Source organism: Curtobacterium sp. PhB142 (genome assembly GCF_004341255.1).
In the GTDB taxonomy this organism is placed as follows: Bacteria; Actinomycetota; Actinomycetes; order Actinomycetales; family Microbacteriaceae; genus Curtobacterium.
On sequence record NZ_SLUT01000001.1, the window covers coordinates 125,628 to 144,698 of the forward strand.

General features: G+C 71.7%; 23 protein-coding genes. 4 read left to right on the top strand and 19 right to left on the bottom strand.

The window, feature by feature from the left end:
* Nucleotides 1-5 precede the first annotated feature (5 nt).
* Entirely contained in the window at nt 6-1,025 is a 1,020-nt protein-coding gene (locus tag EDF31_RS00640; protein ID WP_131844810.1) for a nucleoside hydrolase, read from the bottom strand.
* Nucleotides 1,026-1,197: 172 nt separating this feature from the next.
* Between EDF31_RS00640 and EDF31_RS00645 the strand changes: the two genes are divergently transcribed.
* Nucleotides 1,198-2,196, top strand: a complete 999-nt coding sequence (locus tag EDF31_RS00645; RefSeq protein WP_243649781.1) for a LacI family DNA-binding transcriptional regulator — start codon at nt 1,198-1,200, stop codon at nt 2,194-2,196.
* Nucleotides 2,197-2,517: 321 nt separating this feature from the next.
* Here the strand turns inward: EDF31_RS00645 and EDF31_RS00650 are convergent, their stop codons facing one another.
* The 6 genes from EDF31_RS00650 to EDF31_RS00675 are packed head-to-tail and all read right to left on the bottom strand — an operon-like array spanning nt 2,518 to nt 7,271.
* The gene (locus EDF31_RS00650; RefSeq protein WP_131844811.1) at nt 2,518-4,212 is read right to left on the bottom strand and encodes an MDR family MFS transporter; all 1,695 of its coding nucleotides are present in this window, start codon (nt 4,210-4,212) and stop codon (nt 2,518-2,520) included.
* A complete protein-coding gene (locus tag EDF31_RS00655; RefSeq protein ID WP_243649782.1) occupies nt 4,209-4,829 on the bottom strand; it encodes a TetR/AcrR family transcriptional regulator in 621 nt (206 codons plus the stop codon). The genes EDF31_RS00650 and EDF31_RS00655 overlap by 4 nt, the downstream gene beginning before the upstream one ends.
* A gap of 50 nt (nt 4,830-4,879) precedes the next feature.
* Nucleotides 4,880-5,362: a GNAT family N-acetyltransferase gene (locus EDF31_RS00660; RefSeq protein ID WP_243649783.1), complete on the bottom strand. Its 483-nt coding sequence runs from the start codon at nt 5,360-5,362 to the stop codon at nt 4,880-4,882.
* A gap of 40 nt (nt 5,363-5,402) precedes the next feature.
* Nucleotides 5,403-6,092 carry an HAD family hydrolase gene (locus EDF31_RS00665; RefSeq protein ID WP_123937317.1) on the bottom strand — a complete coding sequence of 230 codons (690 nt, stop codon included), beginning with the start codon at nt 6,090-6,092 and terminating at the stop codon, nt 5,403-5,405.
* 55 nt (nt 6,093-6,147) lie between these two features.
* Nucleotides 6,148-6,789 (bottom strand): MBL fold metallo-hydrolase, encoded by a 642-nt coding sequence (locus EDF31_RS00670; protein ID WP_123937316.1) that lies wholly within the window; start codon nt 6,787-6,789, stop codon nt 6,148-6,150.
* Nucleotides 6,790-6,845: 56 nt separating this feature from the next.
* A complete protein-coding gene (locus EDF31_RS00675; RefSeq protein ID WP_131844812.1) occupies nt 6,846-7,271 on the bottom strand; it encodes a MarR family transcriptional regulator in 426 nt (141 codons plus the stop codon).
* Between the two features lie 52 nt (nt 7,272-7,323).
* Here EDF31_RS00675 and EDF31_RS00680 point away from each other — a divergent pair, with 52 nt between their 5' ends.
* Nucleotides 7,324-8,079, top strand: coding sequence for a glycosyltransferase family 2 protein (locus tag EDF31_RS00680; protein ID WP_131844813.1), 756 nt, complete (start codon nt 7,324-7,326; stop codon nt 8,077-8,079).
* A gap of 95 nt (nt 8,080-8,174) precedes the next feature.
* Nucleotides 8,175-8,867, top strand: coding sequence for a hypothetical protein (locus tag EDF31_RS00685; RefSeq protein ID WP_131844814.1), 693 nt, complete (start codon nt 8,175-8,177; stop codon nt 8,865-8,867).
* Nucleotides 8,868-8,885: 18 nt separating this feature from the next.
* On the opposite strand, the gene EDF31_RS00690 is transcribed toward EDF31_RS00685, so the two are convergent.
* On the bottom strand, nt 8,886-9,494 hold the full coding sequence (locus tag EDF31_RS00690; RefSeq protein ID WP_131844815.1) for an XRE family transcriptional regulator: 609 nt from the start codon (nt 9,492-9,494) through the stop codon (nt 8,886-8,888).
* A gap of 67 nt (nt 9,495-9,561) precedes the next feature.
* Between EDF31_RS00690 and EDF31_RS00695 the strand changes: the two genes are divergently transcribed.
* Nucleotides 9,562-10,548, top strand: coding sequence for an NAD(P)/FAD-dependent oxidoreductase (locus EDF31_RS00695; protein ID WP_131844816.1), 987 nt, complete (start codon nt 9,562-9,564; stop codon nt 10,546-10,548).
* Between the two features lie 83 nt (nt 10,549-10,631).
* Here the strand turns inward: EDF31_RS00695 and EDF31_RS00700 are convergent, their stop codons facing one another.
* From EDF31_RS00700 to EDF31_RS00745, 11 genes are all read right to left on the bottom strand, one after another.
* Nucleotides 10,632-11,297 carry a pentapeptide repeat-containing protein gene (locus tag EDF31_RS00700; RefSeq protein ID WP_123937311.1) on the bottom strand — a complete coding sequence of 222 codons (666 nt, stop codon included), beginning with the start codon at nt 11,295-11,297 and terminating at the stop codon, nt 10,632-10,634.
* A 4-nt stretch (nt 11,298-11,301) separates the two neighbouring features.
* A complete protein-coding gene (locus EDF31_RS19805; protein ID WP_165901281.1) occupies nt 11,302-11,721 on the bottom strand; it encodes a DUF6314 family protein in 420 nt (139 codons plus the stop codon).
* A 9-nt stretch (nt 11,722-11,730) separates the two neighbouring features.
* A complete protein-coding gene (gene ccmI, locus EDF31_RS00705) occupies nt 11,731-11,985 on the bottom strand; it encodes a c-type cytochrome biogenesis protein CcmI (protein ID WP_131844818.1) in 255 nt (84 codons plus the stop codon).
* On the bottom strand, nt 11,982-12,335 hold the full coding sequence (locus EDF31_RS00710) for an SHOCT domain-containing protein (protein WP_131844819.1): 354 nt from the start codon (nt 12,333-12,335) through the stop codon (nt 11,982-11,984). Before EDF31_RS00710 ends, ccmI begins: the two co-directional genes overlap by 4 nt.
* Nucleotides 12,336-12,519: 184 nt before the next feature.
* Nucleotides 12,520-13,605: an NAD-dependent epimerase/dehydratase family protein gene (locus tag EDF31_RS00715; RefSeq protein WP_131844820.1), complete on the bottom strand. Its 1,086-nt coding sequence runs from the start codon at nt 13,603-13,605 to the stop codon at nt 12,520-12,522.
* Nucleotides 13,605-14,798, bottom strand: a complete 1,194-nt coding sequence (locus tag EDF31_RS00720) for a zinc-dependent alcohol dehydrogenase (protein ID WP_111085852.1) — start codon at nt 14,796-14,798, stop codon at nt 13,605-13,607. The genes EDF31_RS00715 and EDF31_RS00720 overlap by 1 nt, the downstream gene beginning before the upstream one ends.
* Nucleotides 14,799-14,922: 124 nt before the next feature.
* Nucleotides 14,923-15,810 (bottom strand): aminoglycoside phosphotransferase family protein, encoded by an 888-nt coding sequence (locus EDF31_RS00725; RefSeq protein WP_131844821.1) that lies wholly within the window; start codon nt 15,808-15,810, stop codon nt 14,923-14,925.
* Nucleotides 15,811-15,916: 106 nt separating this feature from the next.
* Nucleotides 15,917-16,474, bottom strand: coding sequence for a TetR/AcrR family transcriptional regulator (locus tag EDF31_RS00730; RefSeq protein ID WP_159570721.1), 558 nt, complete (start codon nt 16,472-16,474; stop codon nt 15,917-15,919).
* Entirely contained in the window at nt 16,464-17,996 is a 1,533-nt protein-coding gene (locus tag EDF31_RS00735; protein ID WP_243648991.1) for an MFS transporter, read from the bottom strand. The genes EDF31_RS00730 and EDF31_RS00735 overlap by 11 nt, the downstream gene beginning before the upstream one ends.
* A gap of 69 nt (nt 17,997-18,065) precedes the next feature.
* Complete coding sequence (locus tag EDF31_RS00740) at nt 18,066-18,716, bottom strand: DNA alkylation repair protein (protein WP_165901282.1); 651 nt, start codon at nt 18,714-18,716, stop codon at nt 18,066-18,068.
* Nucleotides 18,717-18,800: 84 nt separating this feature from the next.
* Nucleotides 18,801-18,998 (bottom strand): hypothetical protein, encoded by a 198-nt coding sequence (locus EDF31_RS00745; RefSeq protein WP_131844824.1) that lies wholly within the window; start codon nt 18,996-18,998, stop codon nt 18,801-18,803.
* Nucleotides 18,999-19,071 lie beyond the last annotated feature (73 nt).

Sequence of the window (19,071 nt, forward strand, 5' to 3'; positions counted from 1 at the left end):
GGTGCTCAGATCTCCGAGGTCGTGGTGGTGGTCGTGGCGGCACGCGGGGTCCAGCCGGTGTCAGGGGTCTCGCCGATGCACTCGAGGGCGTCGACGACCAGGTCCCAGAACCGTTCGTGGTCGAGCTCCATGGCCGCGCTCGTCCGGCAGTCCTCCGGCGCGGGCGCACGGAAGTCGGCGACGGTCATGCCCAGCGTCAGGGTGCCCTGGGTCTCGATGTGGATCGGGACCTTCACGGCGCGGACGATGGTCGGGTCGATGACGTAGGCGACGGCGCAGGGGTCGTGCACCGGCGGGGAGTCGAAGCCCTGCGCGTCCTTGTAGGTCTGGCCGAAGAAATCGAGCAGCTCGCCGACGAACGCGGCGGGGGCGGTGCCGACGGCGGCGATGCGTGCGGCGACCTCCGGGGTGGCGAGAGCCTGGTGCGTCAGGTCGAGTCCGACCATGACGACGTCCCAGCCGGCGTCGAAGACGATCGACGCGGCCTCGGGGTCGATGACGATGTTGAACTCGGCGACGGGGCTCCAGTTGCCGACGTGCACGCCGCCGCCCATGAGCACGACCTGCTTGACGCGCTCGACGATGCGGGGTTCCTTGCGGGCCGCGAGGGCGATGTTCGTCAGGCCGCCGGTCGGCACCAGCGTGACGGTGCCGGGCTCGTGCGCCATGACCGTCTCGATGATCAGGTCGACGGCGTGCCGCTGGTCGAGCTCGAACGAGGGCTCGGGCAGCATCGGCCCGTCGAGGCCGCTCTCGCCGTGGATGTCCGGGGCGACCTCGATCTGGCGCAGGAGCGGACGATCGGCGCCCGCGGCGAACGGCACCCCGGTGATGCCGGCGATGCGCGCGACGGCGAGGGCGTTGCGGGTGACCTTCGGCAGCGTCTGGTTGCCGACGACGGTGGTGACGGCCAGGAGCTCGATGTCTGGGTTGCCGTGGGCGAGCAGGATCGCGACGGCGTCGTCGTGGCCGGGGTCGCAGTCGAGGATGATCTTCGCGGGCTGGGTCGCAGCGGTCTGGGTCACACTGGGCACGCTGGGCGCTCCACTTCTTCGGGGAATCGAGGGGTCTGTGCTCGACGCGGTGGGGGTCCGCGGTCCGACAGAGCGTCGTCGCGCAGCGCGTCAAGCGTTTGACATCGAAACACGTCAAGCGTTTGACGTCAAGTCGTCGAGGCGTCCTCGGTAGCATCGACCCGTGCCTTCATCCGTCGCCCCGGGCCGCCGTGTGACCGCTGCCATGGTGGCCGAGCGCGCCGGAACGAGCATCGCCACGGTCTCCCTGGTCGTCAACGGCAAGGACCGCGGCCGGGTGTCCGTCCCCATCGCCACGCGGGTGCGCGATGCCGTCGACGAGCTCGGCTACGTCGTCGACCACGCCGCGAGCTCCCTGGCGCGGGGCAGCGGCGACCTGGTCGTCCTCATCGCCCCTGACCTGTCGAACCCCTTCTTCGCCGAGGTCATCCGCGGCGTGCGCGACACCATCGGTGACCGGTTCCAGCTCGTGCTGTCGGTCACCGAGCGCGGCGCGCAGCCCCTGGCAGCCGACGTCCGCCGCTTCGAACGCCTCCGGCCGGCGGGCATCCTCGTCGACGCCCCGGCCGCGGGCGAGGCGATGTCGGCGAGCGTGCCCGTGGTGCTCCTCGACGCCCCTGGTGGCACCGAGGCCGTCAACTACGACCTCTCCCCCGGCGTCCACGACCTCGTCGCACACCTGCACGAACAGGGGCACCGCCGCGTCGGGTACCTCGACGGGACCTCCCGCGCGACGACGTTCGGGGTCCGGCGCGAACTCTTCGAGCAGGAGTGCGCCGCCGCCGGCATCACCGTGTCCGAGGTCACCGCCCGCGCCGACCTCACCGTGGACGCTGCAGCCTCGGCCACCGAGCACGTCATCGAGGCCTGGCAGGACGACGACGTCACCGCGGTCGTCGCCGCGGCGGACACCCTGGCCTACGGCGTCCTGCGCGTCGCCGGGTCACTGGGCATCGCGGTTCCCGGGGAGCTCGCGGTCGCCGGCTTCGACGACCTGCCGTCGTCGTCGGTCACGGCCCCCGCCCTGACGAGCGTTGCCCTGCCCGGTGCCGACCTCGGGCGCGCGGCCGCAGAACGGCTGCTCGCGACGCTCGACGGCACCGCGGCCGAGCCGGTAGCGCTCCCCACCCGCCTGGTCCGGCGCGCGAGCACCGGCGCGTAGCGCCGCTCCTTCCCGCGGAAGCGACATTCCTCGCTGAGGCAGCCCCCGCACCCCCGCGAAAGCGACAGTGTGGCGCCGATGGTCGGCGGCACACAGTCGCTTTCGCGAGCAGGGTCGCGTCGAGTGCGGGCAGCGGCAGTGGACGCGACCGGACGACGGACGGGAGGCGCGGCACCAGCTGGCACCGCGCCTCCCGTCAGCACGCGGTCGCGACCACCCCGCGAAAGCGTCAGACCGCGCCGACGCGCCACCGTCCATCCCGCGAAAGCGACAGATCTCCACGGATGTTCCACGGAGATCTGTCGCTTTGCCGGGACCGGACTACTGCTGCGCGCGGTCCGGCGTCTCACCACCGGACGACCCGGGTTCCGCCGAAACGGACTCCGCCCGGCCCGCGCGCTGCGCACGCTCGAGCTCGTCGGCCTCGTCGCCACCGACGGCCTCACCACGGGCGACCATGCCGGCCGTGTCGGAGAGCGTGATCTGCGGCAGGAACAGGGCGAGCAGGAACGCCACCGCGATGAAGGGCAGCAGATACCAGAACACGGGCGCCAGCGAGTCGGCGTACGCGTTCACGATGCCGTCCTGCACTGCAGCGGGCAGCTTCGCCACGGTCGCGGGGTCGATGCTGCCCGCCGACGACGCCGCATCGGTCGCCGAGCCGCCGGCACCGGTGAACACGTCGGTGAGCGACGTCGTGAGCCGGGCCGTGAACAGGGCACCGAACACGGCGGTCCCGAGGGAGGCGCCGACCTCGCGGAAGTAGTTGTTCGTCGAGGTCGCGGTGCCCACCTGCTCGGCCGGCACGGCGTTCTGCGCGACCAGGACGACCACCTGCATGATCAGTCCGAGCCCGGCGCCGAAGACGAACAGGTACGCGCAGATCAGCCAGATCGGGGTGGCCGCGGCGAGCTGGGTCATCGCGAGCATCGCGATGGCGACCAGGACCGTGCCGATGATCGGGAACATCCGGTAGCGGCCGGTCTTGGTGATCAGGTTTCCGGACGCGATCGAGGTGCCGATCAGGCCGACCATCATCGGCAGCATCAGCAGACCCGACACCGCGGCCGAGGTGCCTGATGCCATCTGCAGGAACGTCGGGACGAAGCCGATCGCCGCGAACATGCCGATGCCGAGCACCAGGCCGATGCCGGTCGCGAGCAGGAAGGTGCGGTTCTTGAAGAACGACAGCGGCAGGACCGGGTCCTGCGCACGCGACTCGACGAGCACGAGGAGCGCGGCGGAGACGACGAGCCCGGCGAACCACGCCCAGGTCTCGGGGGCGTCCCAGCCGTGGTCCTTGCTCCCGCCGAACTCCGAGAAGAACACCAGGCACGTGGTCGCGGCGGACATGAAGAGCACGCCGAGCACGTCGATGCGCTTCGTCGCCTTCTTGTTCGGCAGGGTCAGCGCGAACCACGCCACGAAGAACGCCGCGATGCCGACCGGGATGTTGATGTAGAACGCCCAGTTCCAGGTGAGGTGGTCGACGAAGAAGCCACCGAGCAGCGGGCCGCCGATCGCGGACAGGCCGAAGATCGCACCGAGCGGGCCGAGGTACTTGCCGCGCTGCGAGGCGGGCACGATGTCGGCGATGATCGCCTGCGACAGGATCATCAGACCGCCGCCGCCGAGCCCCTGCATGGCTCGGAACACCACGAGCTGCGTGAAGTCGCCGGCGAAGGCGCACCCGGCCGAGGCGATGGTGAACAGGGCGATCGCGATGAGGAACAGGTTGCGGCGGCCGAGGACGTCACCGAACTTGCCGTAGACGGGCATCACGATGGTCGAGGCGAGCAGGTACCCGGTCGTCAGCCACGCCTGGTGCGCGACGCCGCCGAGCTCGCCGACGATGGTGGGCATCGCCGTCGAGACGATGGTCTGGTCGAGGCTGGAGAGCAGCATCCCTGCGATGAGCGCGGAGAAGATGATCCAGATCCGGCGCTGTGTCAGCAGCAGCGGTCCGTCGGTGCCGGGGCGGGCACGCTTGGTGGTGCCCGGCGCGGTTGCGCTCATGGTGTGGAGTCCTGTCCGGTGGTGATGGCCGCCCTCATCAGGCGGAGGTTCTGGGTGAGCAGCTCGTCGAACGGCGGGCCGGTGGCCTCGTCGAAGGCGTCGTCGAAGTAGGTCTCGGCGGTGACCTTCGCCAGCGCCGCGGCCGCTTCGGTGACCAGGCGCGCACGGCGGTCGGACGGATCCGGCCAGCCGAACCGCTGTCGCAGCGCCGCGGTGATGCGGGCGAGCTGCACATCGGTGGCCGACAGGAACCGCGCGACGAGCGCCGGTTCCCGCTCGAAGACCCGGCGCACCAGGACCTCGTCCGCACGATCGATGCCGACGCGGTGGAACTGGTCGATCGCCAGCGCGACGATCGAGTCGAGCGGGTCGAGTCCGCCGGGGACGATCCCGCCCTCGGCGTACCGGTCGATCGCCTCGACATCGGCGTGCAGCTCGATGCCGAGCACGGCGTCGTCCTTCGACGCGAAGTGGTTGAAGAACGTGCGCCGTGACACCCCGACGGTCTCGCAGAGCTGCTCGATCGTGAAACCGCTCAACCCGTGCTCGACGGTCGCCCGACGCGCTTCGACGATCATGCGTCGGCGCAGTGCGCGGGTGCGTTCGGTGGTGCTCACCGAGCAAGAATTGCACTATCTCCCTGAGAGTGCAATACGGGCGGGAAGCCTCAGAGCGCCTTCTCGAAGCAGAACGACCACGGCATCGTCGCCGCGTACGGCGCGTAGACCGGGATCGGGCTCCACCCGGTCTTCTCGTACAGGGCGACCGCGTCGGGCTGCTTGTCACCGGTCTGCAGGATGAGCCGGGGTGCGCCGAGCTCGCGGCCGATGCGCTCGCACTCGTCGAGCAGTGCGGTGGCGGCGCCCTTGCCGCGAGCCGACGTCAGCACGATCAGCCGCTTCAGCTCGACCTCGTCGCCGAGACGGCGGATCGCGATGTGCCCGACGGCGTCACCGGACTCGTCGAGCGCCAGGACCGAGGCGACGACGGTCGACGGATCGACGGACAGCGCGCGGCTCCGCTCAGCCGTGATCGCCGGGTCCTCGTCGCCGTTCGACGAACCGTAGCGTTCGTGCATCTCGTCGTCCATGCGGGCGCGGAGCACCACGGATCGGGGGTCGTCCCAGGACACGCGTTCGATCGTGATCACGGTCGACGATCCTGTCACGGATGCCGGCGGCGGTGCACGCTCACGCGCGCCCACCCAGCGCGGCGATCGCGCCGTCCCCGGACCGCAGCGCGGCGAGCACGGCAGCAGCGTCGTCGTGGACCTCGGCGGCGCCGGCTCCGCGGAGTTCGTCGCCGCCGATGCCGCCGGTCATCACCGCGACGCAGGTCACGCCGACGCGTCCGGCCGATTCGACGTCCCACATCGCGTCACCGACCATCACGGCAGCGTCCGCACGCACACCGGCCCGGTCGAGCGCCACCTGGATGATCCCGGGGTCCGGCTTCGCCTGTTCGACGTCCTCGGAGCTCGTCACCGCGGTGAGCCACTCCTCGGCGTCGAGCAGTTCGCGCAGCCGCGTCAGTTCGTGCTCCGGAGCACTCGTCGCCAGGACGACGGCGTGCCCGGCCTCAGCGACCGCACGGAGCAGGTCACGGGCGCCCGGCAGCAGCCGAAGCTGCGGCATGTGCTCGGCGAAGTAGGCGGTGTGGAACTGCTTGATGGTGTCGCGCGTCTCGTCGGACGCGTCCGGCAGCAGCGTCTCGAGCAGCTTCGCGGAGTCCATGCCGATCGCGCGGTGGATCCGCCAAGCGTCGACGGACTCGCCCGCTGCGCGGGCAGCTCGCCACCAGGCGTCGATGTGGGCGTAGTTCGAGTCGACGAGCGTGCCGTCGATGTCGAAGAGGACTGCGGTCGAGGGAGCGTCGGACATCCCTCCATGCTGCCCGGGAGGCGCGGATCGCCTCCCAGGAGCACGGTCGCGTCCGTCAGACGGTGATCGATCCCCCCGCAGGCAGGATCAGGACCGGCACCGGTCCGAGACCATCGGAGCCGAGGAACCGCGCGGTGGACTGCTGGCCGAGGTCGCTCAGCATCGCCTCGTGGATCTGCACGGCACGCTCCGGCGCCACCGATCGGACGTAGTCGACCGCAGCGGCGGTGCTCGTCCACGGACCGCTGGTCGGCAGGAGCAGCGTCTGCACGGGGACACCCGGCTCGAGGTATGCGTCACCCGGGTGGAAGACGGCACCGTTGATCAGGTACCCGACGTTCGCGATCGTCGGGATGTCGCGGTGGATGACGGCGTGCTCCTCGCCGAAGACCTGCACGGAGAACGGCCCGACCTCGAACGCGTCACCGGCACGGACCGCAGCGACGCGGCCGTCGTGGTCACCCAGCTGCTCGACGATCGCCGCCGGCCCGCGGACCACGAGCGACGGGTTCGCGTCGAGCCCGGCACGGACGGCGTCGACGTCGAAGTGGTCGGCGTGCTCGTGGGTGATGAGGACCGCGGCGGCAGCGCCGGCAAGATCAGCAGCCTCGGGCGTGAAGGTACCCGGGTCGATGACGAGGGTGGTGCCGTCCTGCTCGAGGACGACGGTGGCGTGGTTGTACTTCGTCAGCTCCATGCGACAACACTACAACTGTGTTGTACTTCTGGTGGCCGATCCGGGTGAGGGAGCACTCAGTCGGCGCGCCGGGCCAACCGTTCGAAGATGCCGGGCAGGCGTTCGAGGGCCGCACGTTCCTCGTCGTCGAGTTCCTCGCGGATCGCCGTCGCCAACCAGTCGGCCCGCGCCGTCATGTCGTGGCGGAGGACCTCGCTGCCGGTGTCGGAGATGCGGATGACCGAGACGCGGCGGTCGGTGTCCGATGCCGTCCGCTCGACGTACCCAAGGTCGGCGAGCTCCCCGACCGTGCGCGACTGCCCCTGGTGCTTCACCGCACGGCGACGGGCCAGCTCCGCGATCGGCATCGGGCCCTCTCGCTCGAGGACCCCGAGGGTCGTCGCGTGGGCGGTCGGCAACGAGTCCGACTCGCGCTTCGCGGCGCGCACGACGCGGCCGATCGCGTGCCGGAGCTCCACGGCGAGTTCGTCGGTCCGGTCCATGCCCGGAACGCTACCGCGTGGCCGCACAGCGGACCTCCGGTTGGATCGGAGGATGGTCCGCGTCTCCGTCGTCATCCCCGTGCGGGACGACGCTGCGCACCTGCGGCGCTGCCTCGACGCCCTCGCAGGCCAGACGCTGCTCGCGGACGAGGTCGTCGTGGTCGACAACGGCAGCCGGGACGACAGTGCCGAGGTCGCCCAGGCAGCAGGGGCGGTCGTGCTGACCGAACGGATCCGTGGCATCGCCCGGGCATCGGCGCGCGGCTACGACCGGGCCTCCGGCGACGTCCTCGTCCGACTCGACGCCGACTCCGTGCCGCCGCCGGAGTGGATCGCCGACGCGGTGCGGCTGTTGGCCGACCCGACGGTCGTCGCAGTGACCGGACCCGGGTGTCCACACGACGGCGGACCGCTGATCGGCCGGCTGTGGGACGCCGTCTACATGCGGCCGTACTTCGCGCTCATGTGGGCCGCGCTCGGCCGCCCACCGCTGTTCGGTTCCGCGATGGCGATGCGGCGGTGGACCTGGGACGCGGTCCGCAGCCGAGCGCACCGCGAGGACCCCGAGGTGCACGACGACGTCGACCTGAGCATGCAGCTCGACCCGGCCTGGCGGGTGGTGGCCGACCCCGTGCTCACGGTGCAGGTGTCCGCGCGACCGTTGTCGGGCCTCCCGTCCGCACTGTTGCGGACGCGACGCGCCTTCCACACGTTCCGCGTGAACGGCCGGCGGGCGAACCCGGTGCGTCGGTGGGCGCGGCGGGTGCGCGCGGGGTTGCGGGTACGCCGCGGGTGGCGCACGCGCTGACGGGGTCACGGAACGGTGACGCTTGCGGACGCCGTCCGCACGGCCGCCTACGTTCGATGGTGCGGGCACGTCCGCACGACGAACGAGGGGGAACGATGCGGCGATCGGCGCGCACGACGACATCCGGGATCACGGCGACGCTGACGGCGGCACTGGCGATCGGACTCGCCCTGTCGGGCTGCGCCCAGAGCGCTCCAGCGGGGCCGGGCACGCCGTCCGCGACGACGGCGGAGAGCACCGGCACAGCGAGCACCGGCACACCGAGCGCCAGCCCGAGCAGCACTCCGGAGCCGACATCGACGATCACGCAGGTCCCCGGGGTCGACTACGACGGCGGCGCGGTGCCGGCGAGCTGCACCGATCTCATCACCCCCGGCAAGTGGGACGACGCGTTCGCCTCCACTCCGCTGAACGACCCCTCGGTCGTCGGCGACCCGATCGCGATCCCGAAGAGTGCCTTCACCCCCGTCCTCCAGGCCGACGGCAAGCGTCTGTACTGCGTGTGGCGGGAACCGCAGGCCGACATCTCCTACCTGTCGATCGCGGTCGACGTCGTGGACTCGGCAACCGCGAGCGCAGCGCTGCAGAAGCTGCCGGACGACGGCTACGACTGCGGCAACGAGGCGGAGGGCTACCAGTGCCAGAAGGTGTCGAAGAACGAGCAGTACCCCGTGACCGACGGGGACACCTACTTCACGCGGGGTGACATCGGCATCCACATCCAGCAGTCGAACATCGAGACCTCGGGGCTCCTCGACGACGTCATGGACCACGTCTTCACGTCGTAGACCGAGCGGGTCAGCGGGTCAGCGTGTCGGTCGCGACCGCACGTGCGCTCGCTCCCCCTGCGGCCCGTACAGGCACAGCACCTCGGTCACCGAGTCGGTGACGTTGCCCATCCAGTGCGGGGTGTGGGTGTCGAACTCGGCGACCTCACCCGGCCCCAGGTCGAGGTCGTGTTCGCCGAGTACCAGGCGCAGGCGGCCGGACAGGACGTAGAGCCACTCGTAGCCCTCGTGCGTCTTGAGCGACGGTTCGCCGCCCGGTGTGTTCGGTGGGAACAGCTGCTTGAACGACCGCACGCCGCCGGTGCGCTTCGTCAACGGCACGACGACCCGGCCGCCGTGCACCTCGGGCTTCATGTGCACCCGGGGGTCGCCGGTCTGCGGTGCTCCGACCAGGTCGTCGAGCGGCACCTGGTACGCCCGCGCCAGTGGGAGCAGCAGCTCGAGCGTCGGCTTGCGCTGCCCCGACTCGAGCCGCGAGAGCGTACTCACCGACACCCCGGTCTCCTCCGACAGGGCGGCGAGCGTGACGTCCCGGTGGGCACGGAGCGCGCGCAACCGCGGCCCCACGCCGTCGACGACCTGGGCGGTCGTGCGGGGGGCGACTGGTTCCTGCAGGCCGTGGCACATGCTGCCCAGTTTGCCACATCAGCAAGGTTCCTTGCTGTCCGCGACCGATCGGCCGCATGCTCCTTGCATGCGTGATCACTACGACGTCATCGTCATCGGCGGAGCAGCCGCCGGCCTCTCCGCCGCCCTCGTCCTCGGGCGCTCCCGCCGCTCCGTCCTCGTCGTCGACGCGGGCGAGCCCCGCAACGCGCCGTCGGCCGGCGCCCACAACTACCTCGGGCGCGAGGGCATCGCCCCCGCCGAGCTGTCCGCGATCGGTCGCGACGAGGTCGCCGCCTACGGAGTCGAGGTGACGGCCGGGAGGATCGTGGCCGCGTCCGCGACGACGGGCGACGGCACCGACCCGGTCGGCTTCTCGGTCACGCTGGACTCCGGCACGGTCGTCACCGCCCGCAGGCTCGTCGTCGCCTCCGGCGCCGTGGACGTCCTGCCGCAGGTACCCGGCCTGGCCGAACAGTGGGGGCGCGGGGTCGTGCACTGCCCGTTCTGCCACGGGTGGGAGATCCGCGACCAGCGCATCGGCGTGCTCGTGACGACACCGAACGGCGTGCACCACGCGCTGATGTTCCGGGCGTTGAGCGAGCACGTGACGGCGTTCGTCACCGATCCGGCACTCGTCGACGACACCGCCCTGGCCGGTTTGCAGGCCCGCGGGATCGAGGTCGTGGATGACACGGTCACGCAGGTCCGCTCGTCGGAGGGCACGCTGACCGGGGTCACGCTCGGCTCCGGCGAGGTCGTCGAACTCGACGCCCTGGCCGCGGCGAGCACCGCTGAGGCGCGCGTGGACTTCCTGACCGGGCTCGGCCTGGTCGCCACCGACCAGTTCATGGGTGACTTCCGGTACGCGAGCGCGCTGACGGTCGACCCGGCCGGGCAGACCTCGGTGCGCGGTGTGTACGCGGCCGGCAACGTGGCGGCCCCGATGGCGACGGTCATCGCGTCCGCTGCCGCCGGGGTCCAGGCCGGGGCTGCGGCCCACGGCGACCTGGTGCAGGCCGACCTCGCGGCAGCGCTGGCCGCCGCGGCGGGCTCCGGGCGAGTCTCGGCCTGAGCGACAGTCCTCGCGCTCGGAGCAGCGAGGAGTGTCGTCCACCCCGAGACTCGGGGCAGACGGCCCGAGACTCGGGGCAGCCGTCAGTCGACGCGGTAGCCCGCCTGCGCCGCCAGCAGCGGGGCGAGCGTGTACAGCTGGTCGGCGCCGATCGTCGCACCGCGGAACCCCTCGAGGCGCTCGACCCGGTCGAGGTCAGCACCCCGCAGGTCCACGTGGTCGATCCGGGTGTTGGAGCCCTCGGCGTCGCGGATGCTGCTGCCCTCGAACGACACCCGCAGCAGCTTGGCGTCCGCGATGTCGAGCTCGTCGATGACGCAGTCGCGGAACACCACGTCGGTGAGCGTCGACCCGCGCAAGTTCACGAACCCGAACTTCATCCCGACGAACTCGACGCCGTTCAACCCGGAGTCGTACAGCTCACCCGAGCCGATGCGACCGCCGGACACCCGGACCTCGCGCCACGAACTGCTCGACGCCCGCAGCACGGGGGCGTCGAGCGTGTCGATGATCGAGTCGTGCACCCGCAGACCACGGAAGTCGGCGCCGTCGCCCCGGAGCGTGTCGATGACGCACTCCTCGATCTCGAGATCGGGCAGCCGCTCACCGGCCAGGTCGAGCACGCCGATGCGCTTCCCCTCGATGCGGTCGCCGGTCAGGACGTCGCCGGGTCCGGGGACCCAGTCCTGCAGGTCGACGGGCTCGGTCAGGGTGATGCGCGGGGCTTCGGTGCCGGAGGAACGTGCCATGGACTCAGTCTGGCGCGTGCCGGTGACGCTCCAGCACGCTGTCGAGCCGGTAGTCCTTCGCCGGGCCCCGGGCTTCCCAGCGCACGGTCCACCGCTGCTCGTCGCCGTCCAGTGCCCCGGTGTAGTCGTCCGGTGCACAGGCGTGGGCGACGCTCGCGCCCCACACCCAGTCGTGGAACACCCGGCCGTCGGCGAAGTGCACGGTCCACGCGTGGTCATCGTCGCGCCGGACGGTCAGCGTGCGCGACACCGGGGTGGTCCGGCCGCCGAAGGTCATCACGCCCGCTTCGTCCCAGCGCACCTCGTCCGTGCCGACCGCGGTCAGCGTCGTGGTGCCGGTGACGATGCCCTGCACGCCGGCACGCCGGTCGTCCAGGGTCCGGCGGAGCACCCACTCCCCCAGCAGGTCCGTCGGCAGCAGCACCGCCCCAGGCTAACCGCGCAGGGCCTCGGCTCGCGCCGCCCGGTGCTCGTCGTCGGAGATCACACCGCGAGCGTGCAGGTCGTCGAGTTCCGCCAACCGCTGCTCGCGGAGCGTCCGGGGCGCACCGTTCGAGCGACGGCTCCGGACGACCGCGATCCACACGGTGACGACGACGGCGACCACGATGAGCCCCATCGCCACGCTCCACACGATGTCGTACAGCGGCGGGATGAGCGGGTTGTGCAGCTCCTCGGAGGCGATCATCCGCGCAGGGCCTCGGCTCGCGCCGCCCGGTGCTCCTCGTCGGAGATCACACCGCGAGCGTGCAGGTCGTCGAGTTCGGCGAGCCGCTGTTCGAGCGGCTTCTCGGGCGCGAGCGTCCGGCTCTGCATCGCCTGGTACGCGATGTCCTCCTGCATGGTGAGCGGGTTCTGACCGCGATCGGCCATCCGCTTGCCGCGGTAGAGCGTCAGGACGACGATCGTCAGGGTGGTGAGGATCGTCAGGGCTGCGACGACTCCGAACGCGATGCCGAACCAACCGCCGAACAGGTCGGGCATCCCCGAGCCGCCCGGTCCCTCGAGTTCGCTGAACGCCGACCAACTGAGCACCATCGCGCTCCCCCTTCTCACAACGACGAGCGAATCGTAGCGCGACCCGAGCGCCCGTTCCTTCCCAGAACACCCGCGATGGAAAGCGGAATCGGGCGTACCTGGCCGAAACTTCCGACCAGGTACGCCCGAAAGCACCCGGTACGCGCCGGCAGCCCCCGCCCAGCCCAGCCCCCGCCCAGCCCAGCTACCCCCGCAGCGGATCCGACGCGGCCACGTGCGCACCGTCCGCGAACCCGGCCACGAGCGCACGCAACGCGTCTTCGGAGGTGTGCCGGGCCTCCCATCCGAGCACCGACCGGGCACGGTCGGTCCGCATGATCGGCACGCCGACCGCGATGTCGATCCAGCCGGCATCCGTCGGCTGCAACCGCAGCCGCCACGTCAGCGTCACGATCCCGCGCAGCAGTCCGAGCGGGATCCGGACGGCACCGAGCATGCCGAAGGCCCTGGCCAACCGCGGCGGGTTGAGCACGGGCGACGCAGCGATGTTGAACGCTCCGCCGGCCCGCTGATCGACGGTCCGCCAGTAGGCGTCGGCGACGTCGTCGGCGTGCACCGCCTGGAACACGAACGGGTACGGCAGGGGCAGCACGAGCCACCGGATCCACCGCACGATCGACATCGGCACGAGGCGTCCGAGGAACAGCCCGCGGATCTCGGCGGCGGCGTCCCGCTGGAAGATCAGCCCCGGGCGCAGCCGCGTGACGACCACGGACGGATGGTCTGCCTCGAACGCGTCCATCGCCGCTTCGTTCGCGGCCTTGTGGATCGAGTACGTCGCGGTGGGGATGCCGTCGGTCGGCCAGCTCTCGTCGACCGGGGTCCGCTTGCCTGCGGCGTCGACGCCCCGGTAGGTCCCGACCGACGACGCGACGACGACCTGCGGCACCCCTGCTCGCGCCACGGCCGACAGCACGTTCGCGGTGCCGGTGACGTTCGTCCGGTACTGCAGCGGGATGTCGTGCGTCGGCTGCAGCGCCCACGCCAGGTGGATCACGGCGTCGGCGCCGGTGAAGACCGCGGTGAGCTGGCCGACCGCGACGGACGCGCCGATGTCCACGGCGTGCCAGACCGCGGAACCGTACGGCTCCGCGTGCACGTCCGGCAGCCGCCGCGCGACCCCGACGATCTCGACGCTGCCGCCGCGCCCGTCGCCGTCGGAGGCACCGGGCGAAGCCCCGTCCGCCCGCGCGGCGACCCGCGCCTGCGCGAGGCGACGGAGCACCGCCGTCCCGACGTTGCCGGTCCCGCCGACGACGACGATCCGCATCAGGCGGCGGCCAGGGCGGGGTCGAGCACGACCTTCACGCAGCCGTCCTGCTTCTTCTGGAACACCTCGTACATGTGCGGGGCGTCCTCGAGCGACACCCGGTGCGTGGTCAGGTCGAGCGTCCCGAGCGGGTCCGACGGGTCCTGCACGAGCGGCATGATGTCGTCGATCCAGTGCTTCACGTTGCACTGGCCCTCGCGGATGGTGATCTGCTTGTCGAAGAGCGTCATCATCGGCATCGGGTCGGCCATGCCGCCGTAGACGCCGCTCAGGGAGACGGTGCCACCGCGGCGGACCAGGTCGATCGCGGCGTGCACGGCTGCGAGCCGGTCGATGCCGGCGACCTCGATCGCCTTCTGCGCCAGTGCGTCGGGCAGCAACCCGGCCGCACGCTGCGCGAAGCCGGCGACGGGGTTGCCGTGCGCCTCCATGCCGACGGCGTCGACGACCCCGTCGGGGCCGCGGCCGTCGGTCAGGTCGACGAGCTCCGGCACGGTGTCCTTGGTCAGGTCGAACACCTCGGCGCCGTGCTTCGCCCCCAGGTCGCGGCGGACCTGTTCGGGGTCGACGGCGAGCACCCGGTAGCCCAGGTGCTTGCCGATGCGGGCGGCGAACTGGCCGACGGGGCCGAGTCCGAGCACCGCGAGCGTGCCACCCTCCGGCACGTTCGCGTACTGCACGGCCTGCCACGCGGTGGGCAGGATGTCGCTGAGGAACAGCCAGCGGTCGTCGGGCGTGCCGTCGTCCGGGATCACGATGGGCCCGTAGTCCGCGTGCGGGACCCGGAGGTACTCGGCCTGGCCGCCGGGGACCTGGCCGTACATCTTCGTGTAGCCGAAGAGCGCCGCTCCTGAGCCGTACTCGGTGACCTGGGTGGTCTCGCACTGCGACTGCAGGCCGTTCTTGCACATCCAGCAGTGGCCGCACGAGATGTTGAAGGGGACGACGACGCGGTCGCCGACCTTGAGGTTCGTGACAGCGCTGCCGACCTCTTCCACGATGCCCATGGGCTCGTGGCCGAGGACGTCGCCCTTGTCGATGTACGGGCCGAGGACCCGGTACAGGTGCAGGTCGGAGCCGCAGATCGCCGTGGACGTGATCCGCACGATCGCGTCGGTCGGTTCCTGGATGGTCGGGTCGGGGACGGTCTCGACGGACACCTTCTCGGTGCCCTGCCAGGTCAGTGCGCGCACGTCGCGTTCCTCTCGTGGTCGCTTCGGGCCGGCCGGGAGGCGCGGCTCGCTTCTCCCTCCTCGGTACGCGCCCGCCCCGTGGTGCGTTCACAGCCCCGCCTGGGTTCGGGGCTCCGCCGCCCGGTCAGACGACGGGATCCGCGAGCACCGTGGCGAGCACGCGCTCGTGCTCCGCACGGTCGCCCGGGCCGGCACTGCCCGCGAGCATGATGAGCGCCTTCCACAGCGCCCAGCCGCGCGCCCGGGCCCACGCGTCGGCGTCGAGCCCCACGGCTTCGTGGAACACCGGGCGCGCCGCCGGCTCGAGGAACGTCCACGCGAGCACGAGGTCGCAGGCCGGGTCGCCGACCCCGCACGTGCCGAAGTCGATCAGTGCGCTGAGCCGTCCCCCGCCGTCGACGAGCAGGTTGCCCGGCGCGACGTCCCCGTGGAACCAGACCCCCGGACGGTCCCACGCGGTGGCGACCGCGTCGTCCCAGATGCGTTCGCACGCGGCACGGTCGACCTGCGCGCCCAGGGTGTCGAGCGCCGCGACGACCTCGGCGCCGTACACCGAGGGGTGCTCGCCACGGTGGAACGAGTGCACGCCGGCGGTCGGGCCCCCGGTGGCGGGGAGACTCCGGAGCTGCCGGAGCACCGCACCCACCTCTGCGGCGAAGCGCTCGTGGTCGAGGTCGACCGCACGCGCGGCCACCGTCCCGTCGAGCCACCGCCGGACCGACCACGGGAACGGGTACCCCTCGCCCGGTTCGCCCAGCCCGACCGGCTCGGGGACCGCGACGTCCAGCCGGCGTGCCAGGTACGGCAGGACGTCCTGCTCCTTCTCGACCCCGGGCACGTAGCCGGCGGCACTCGGCAGCCGGACGGACAGCGCGTCGCCGAGTCGGTACGTGCGGTTGTCCCAGCCCTGGTGGTCGACCTCGCGCACGGGCAGGTCGCGCCACTCGGGGAACTGCGCTGCGACGAGCCGTTCCACGAGTGCGGCGTCGATCCGGGGCACTTCGGTGTGCATGGCCCCAGGGTAGGCCGACGCCGCCGACCGGACCACGGGGGTCGGGCCGGCCGCCTGCACTGGTGACCAGCGGGGCGGCCGCGCACCGGGCCTCCTGGCCGGGTCGTCAGGCGGGTTCTGCCAGGGCGAGCAGCGCGTCACGGGTGACCGCCAGCTCGCGTGCGTCCAGGTACGGCGGCATGGCGACAGCTGCTGCGAGCCCCTCGGCCGCGTGCCGGACGACCAGCGTGCGGTCCTCGGGCAGGCCGTCGCGCGCGAACACCGCGCGCCAGTCGTCGGCGTCCGCGGCGACGACCGCCTCGACCCCCGGCACCGCCATCAGGCCGGTCCAGTGCGCCGTCGGCGAGAAGACCTCCATGGCGCGTTGGCTGCCGCCGCACAGGGTCCGCACGTAGGCGCGGAGGACCTTGCCGGGGCGGTTCTCGGCCAGGTCGACGTGCCGCAGCACCTCGTCCTTGAACGTCGCGAGACCGTGCGCGGCGACGGCGAGGAGCAGCTCGTCCTTCGACGGGAAGTGGTGGAGCAGGCCGCTCTTGGAGACGCCGGCGTCCGCCGCGATCTCGGCGACGCTCACCCGGGTGCCGCGCTCGGCGAGCAGCCGCTCGGCGGCCTCGAGGACCGCCTGACGGGTGCGTTCACGATCGCGAGTGCCGTCAGTGCTCATGCGGTCCATCCTGCCGGTTCGGGATCACCCGGAGTGCGACCGCGGCGGCGACGGCGAGCGCCACGGCCGCGCAGATCGAGGCGAGCTGCATGCCACCGGTGAAGGCGTGCCGAGCGTGCTCGAGGATCGGGTCGCCGTCCTGCAGGACCTGGGACGCCGACGCCAAGGACTCACGGATCCGGTCGCCGACACCGCCGCTGACCGCGCCGCTCGTGACGTCGAGGTTCGACCGGTAGAACGCGGTCTGCAACGAACCGAGCACCGCGATGCCGAGCGCGACACCCAGTTCGTAGCCGGTCTCGGAGATGGCCGAGGCCGCACCAGCACGCTCCCGCGGTGCCGCGGCGACGACTGCGTCGGTGGCCAGGGTCATCGAGACCCCGACGCCCAGGCCGACCACGGCGAGGGCGATCGCGATCCCCCAGTACGTCGGCAGCCCCTCGGCGAACGCGAGGCCGGCCATGCCCACGGCGGCGACCGCCAGGCCGAGACCGATCGACCGGCCGGGTCCGACCCGCCGGGACAGCAGCCCGATGATCGCGATCACCGCGATCGAGGCCAGGGTCGCCGGCAGCTCGGCCGCTCCGGCGAGCAGCGGCGTGAACCCGCGGACCAGCTGCAGGTACTGCGAGAAGAAGAACAGCAGGCCGCTCAGCGCGAAGACCGACAGCGAGTTCGCGACGACGGCGCCCGAGAACGCCGGGATCCGGAACAGCTGCAGGTCGATGAGCGGCGTCGTGAGGCGCTTCTGGCGGCGGACGAACCACCAGCCGGCGCCGATGCCGAGGAGTGCCGTCAGGGGCACCGTCCAGTCGAACCCGTGCCCGGCGACGTGCTTCACGGCGTACACGAGCGGCACGATCGCCAGCACCGAGAGGACGGCGGAGAGCAGGTCGATCGGGGTGCGCGAGCCGCCCTTCGACTCGGGCAGCAGGATCGCTCCGGCGATGACGATCACGACGATGACGGGGATGTTGATGAGGAAGACCGAGCCCCACCAGAAGTGCTCGAGCAGCGCACCGCCGACGAGCGGACCGGCGGCGGCACCACCCGTCGCACCCGCCGACCACACGGCGATCGCGGTGGTGCGCTGCCGGGCGTCGCGGAAGATCGTGCGCACCAGCGACAGGGTCGACGGCATCAGGGTCGCTCCGGCGATGCCGAGCAGTGCCCGCGCGGCGATGAGGAGCTCGGGCGTCTGCGCGAACGCTGCGGCGGCCGAGGCCAGGCCGAACGCGACCGCGCCGATGAGCAGCAGGCGCTTCCGGCCGATCCGGTCGGCGACGTTGCCCATCGTGACGAGCAGCCCCGCGAGCGCGAACGAGTACACGTCGCCGATCCAGAGCACCTGCGTCGCGGTCGGGTCGAGGTCGGCGGTCAGCGACGGGACGGCGAGGGCCAGCACGGTGCCGTCGATCGCCAGCAGCACCACGGCCAGGGTGAGGACACCGAGGGACGCCCATTCACGGACGGAGGCGCGGTGGATCGGGGCGGTGCTGGTGCTCGGCGTGGTCTCGGTCACCCGGAGACTTTAACCGACCACATGGTCGGTAGAGCCGACTGCACAGTTGGTTGCCAGCGTCGTTCGTCCTCAACCCCGCAGGCGGTCGCGATCCGCCGGCGGCAGGTGCTCGGTCGCCGTGTGGCGCGCCGCAGGCGCCAGGAACCGTCCGCTCTTCTCGAGGAACGCCACGAGCGCCGGCTCCGACGCGCGCTTGCCCGCCTCGCGCAGGACCCACCCCAGCGCCGACTGCACGGTGTCGCTCCGCTCCCGCACCAGGCGTCCAGCGATCCCGAGTGGTACCTCGGCGTCACCCTGCTTCGCGAACGCCAGCGTCGCCACGACCGCGATCCGGCGCACCATCGCCACGTCCGACTTCACGAGCGCGAACAGTGGGCCAGTCGAGCCGCCCACGAGCGGCGCACCGACGAGCTCCTCGGCCGCCAGGTCGACCAGCGCCGGGTCGTCGAAGCGCTCGGCCTTCGCTGCCGACAGGTACTCGTCGGTCAGCTCCGGATCGGGGCGCTCGCGCATCGCTTGCACCAGCAGCAGCACGGCGATGAGCTTCGCGCCGTCGTCCTCGCTCCAGAGCAGCGCCGAGCGCTCGCCGTCGTCGAGGCCCTCGAACCGCCGTGCGACTCGGCGCGCTGCCGCCACGTCCCCGCTGGTGCGCGCGAAGGCGACGAGCACGGCCTCCGCGTCGGCCCCGTTCCCAGCCCCGGTCCCGCCGCGCGATGTCATCCGGTCAAGGGTATCCGCGCCGCCCCGCCCGCACTTCGTGAGCAGCAATGGTCGGGTGCCCGAAGGCGACCCGACCATTCCTGCTCACGAAGGTCGCTCCATCCGGATCACCACCGCGACATCGTCGACGACGGCCTCGGCAACGAAGGCGATCGCTTCCCGCTGCGCTCCGGCGGCCAGCTCGATTCGACTGACCTGCGAGATCGCTCCTGGCACCTGATCGTTCTGGACGACCCACCACCTCCCCTCTCGATGCGCGTGCGATGTGAACGTCGTGGTCATGGGTCCTCGTTTCGTGGCGGGGAGCAGGTCCTGCGCAGCCCGGTTGCACCCCGTGGTGATACGCAGTACATTG

Coding starts and splice junctions, on each gene's coding strand:
- EDF31_RS00715 (WP_131844820.1), bottom strand. CDS start 13,605: ATGCGGATCGTCGTCGTCGGCGGGACCGGCAACGTCGGGACGGCGGTG.
- ccmI (WP_131844818.1), bottom strand. CDS start 11,985: ATGATCGCCTCCGAGGAGCTGCACAACCCGCTCATCCCGCCGCTGTAC.
- EDF31_RS00670 (WP_123937316.1), bottom strand. CDS start 6,789: ATGGAGCTGACGAAGTACAACCACGCCACCGTCGTCCTCGAGCAGGAC.
- EDF31_RS00675 (WP_131844812.1), bottom strand. CDS start 7,271: ATGGACCGGACCGACGAACTCGCCGTGGAGCTCCGGCACGCGATCGGC.
- EDF31_RS00725 (WP_131844821.1), bottom strand. CDS start 15,810: ATGCACACCGAAGTGCCCCGGATCGACGCCGCACTCGTGGAACGGCTC.
- EDF31_RS00745 (WP_131844824.1), bottom strand. CDS start 18,998: ATGACCACGACGTTCACATCGCACGCGCATCGAGAGGGGAGGTGGTGG.
- EDF31_RS00665 (WP_123937317.1), bottom strand. CDS start 6,092: ATGTCCGACGCTCCCTCGACCGCAGTCCTCTTCGACATCGACGGCACG.
- EDF31_RS00690 (WP_131844815.1), bottom strand. CDS start 9,494: ATGTGCCACGGCCTGCAGGAACCAGTCGCCCCCCGCACGACCGCCCAG.
- EDF31_RS00685 (WP_131844814.1), top strand. CDS start 8,175: ATGCGGCGATCGGCGCGCACGACGACATCCGGGATCACGGCGACGCTG.
- EDF31_RS00650 (WP_131844811.1), bottom strand. CDS start 4,212: ATGAGCGCAACCGCGCCGGGCACCACCAAGCGTGCCCGCCCCGGCACC.
- EDF31_RS00740 (WP_165901282.1), bottom strand. CDS start 18,716: ATGACATCGCGCGGCGGGACCGGGGCTGGGAACGGGGCCGACGCGGAG.
- EDF31_RS00730 (WP_159570721.1), bottom strand. CDS start 16,474: ATGAGCACTGACGGCACTCGCGATCGTGAACGCACCCGTCAGGCGGTC.
- EDF31_RS00695 (WP_131844816.1), top strand. CDS start 9,562: ATGCGTGATCACTACGACGTCATCGTCATCGGCGGAGCAGCCGCCGGC.
- EDF31_RS00700 (WP_123937311.1), bottom strand. CDS start 11,297: ATGGCACGTTCCTCCGGCACCGAAGCCCCGCGCATCACCCTGACCGAG.
- EDF31_RS00710 (WP_131844819.1), bottom strand. CDS start 12,335: ATGGTGCTCAGTTGGTCGGCGTTCAGCGAACTCGAGGGACCGGGCGGC.
- EDF31_RS00680 (WP_131844813.1), top strand. CDS start 7,324: ATGGTCCGCGTCTCCGTCGTCATCCCCGTGCGGGACGACGCTGCGCAC.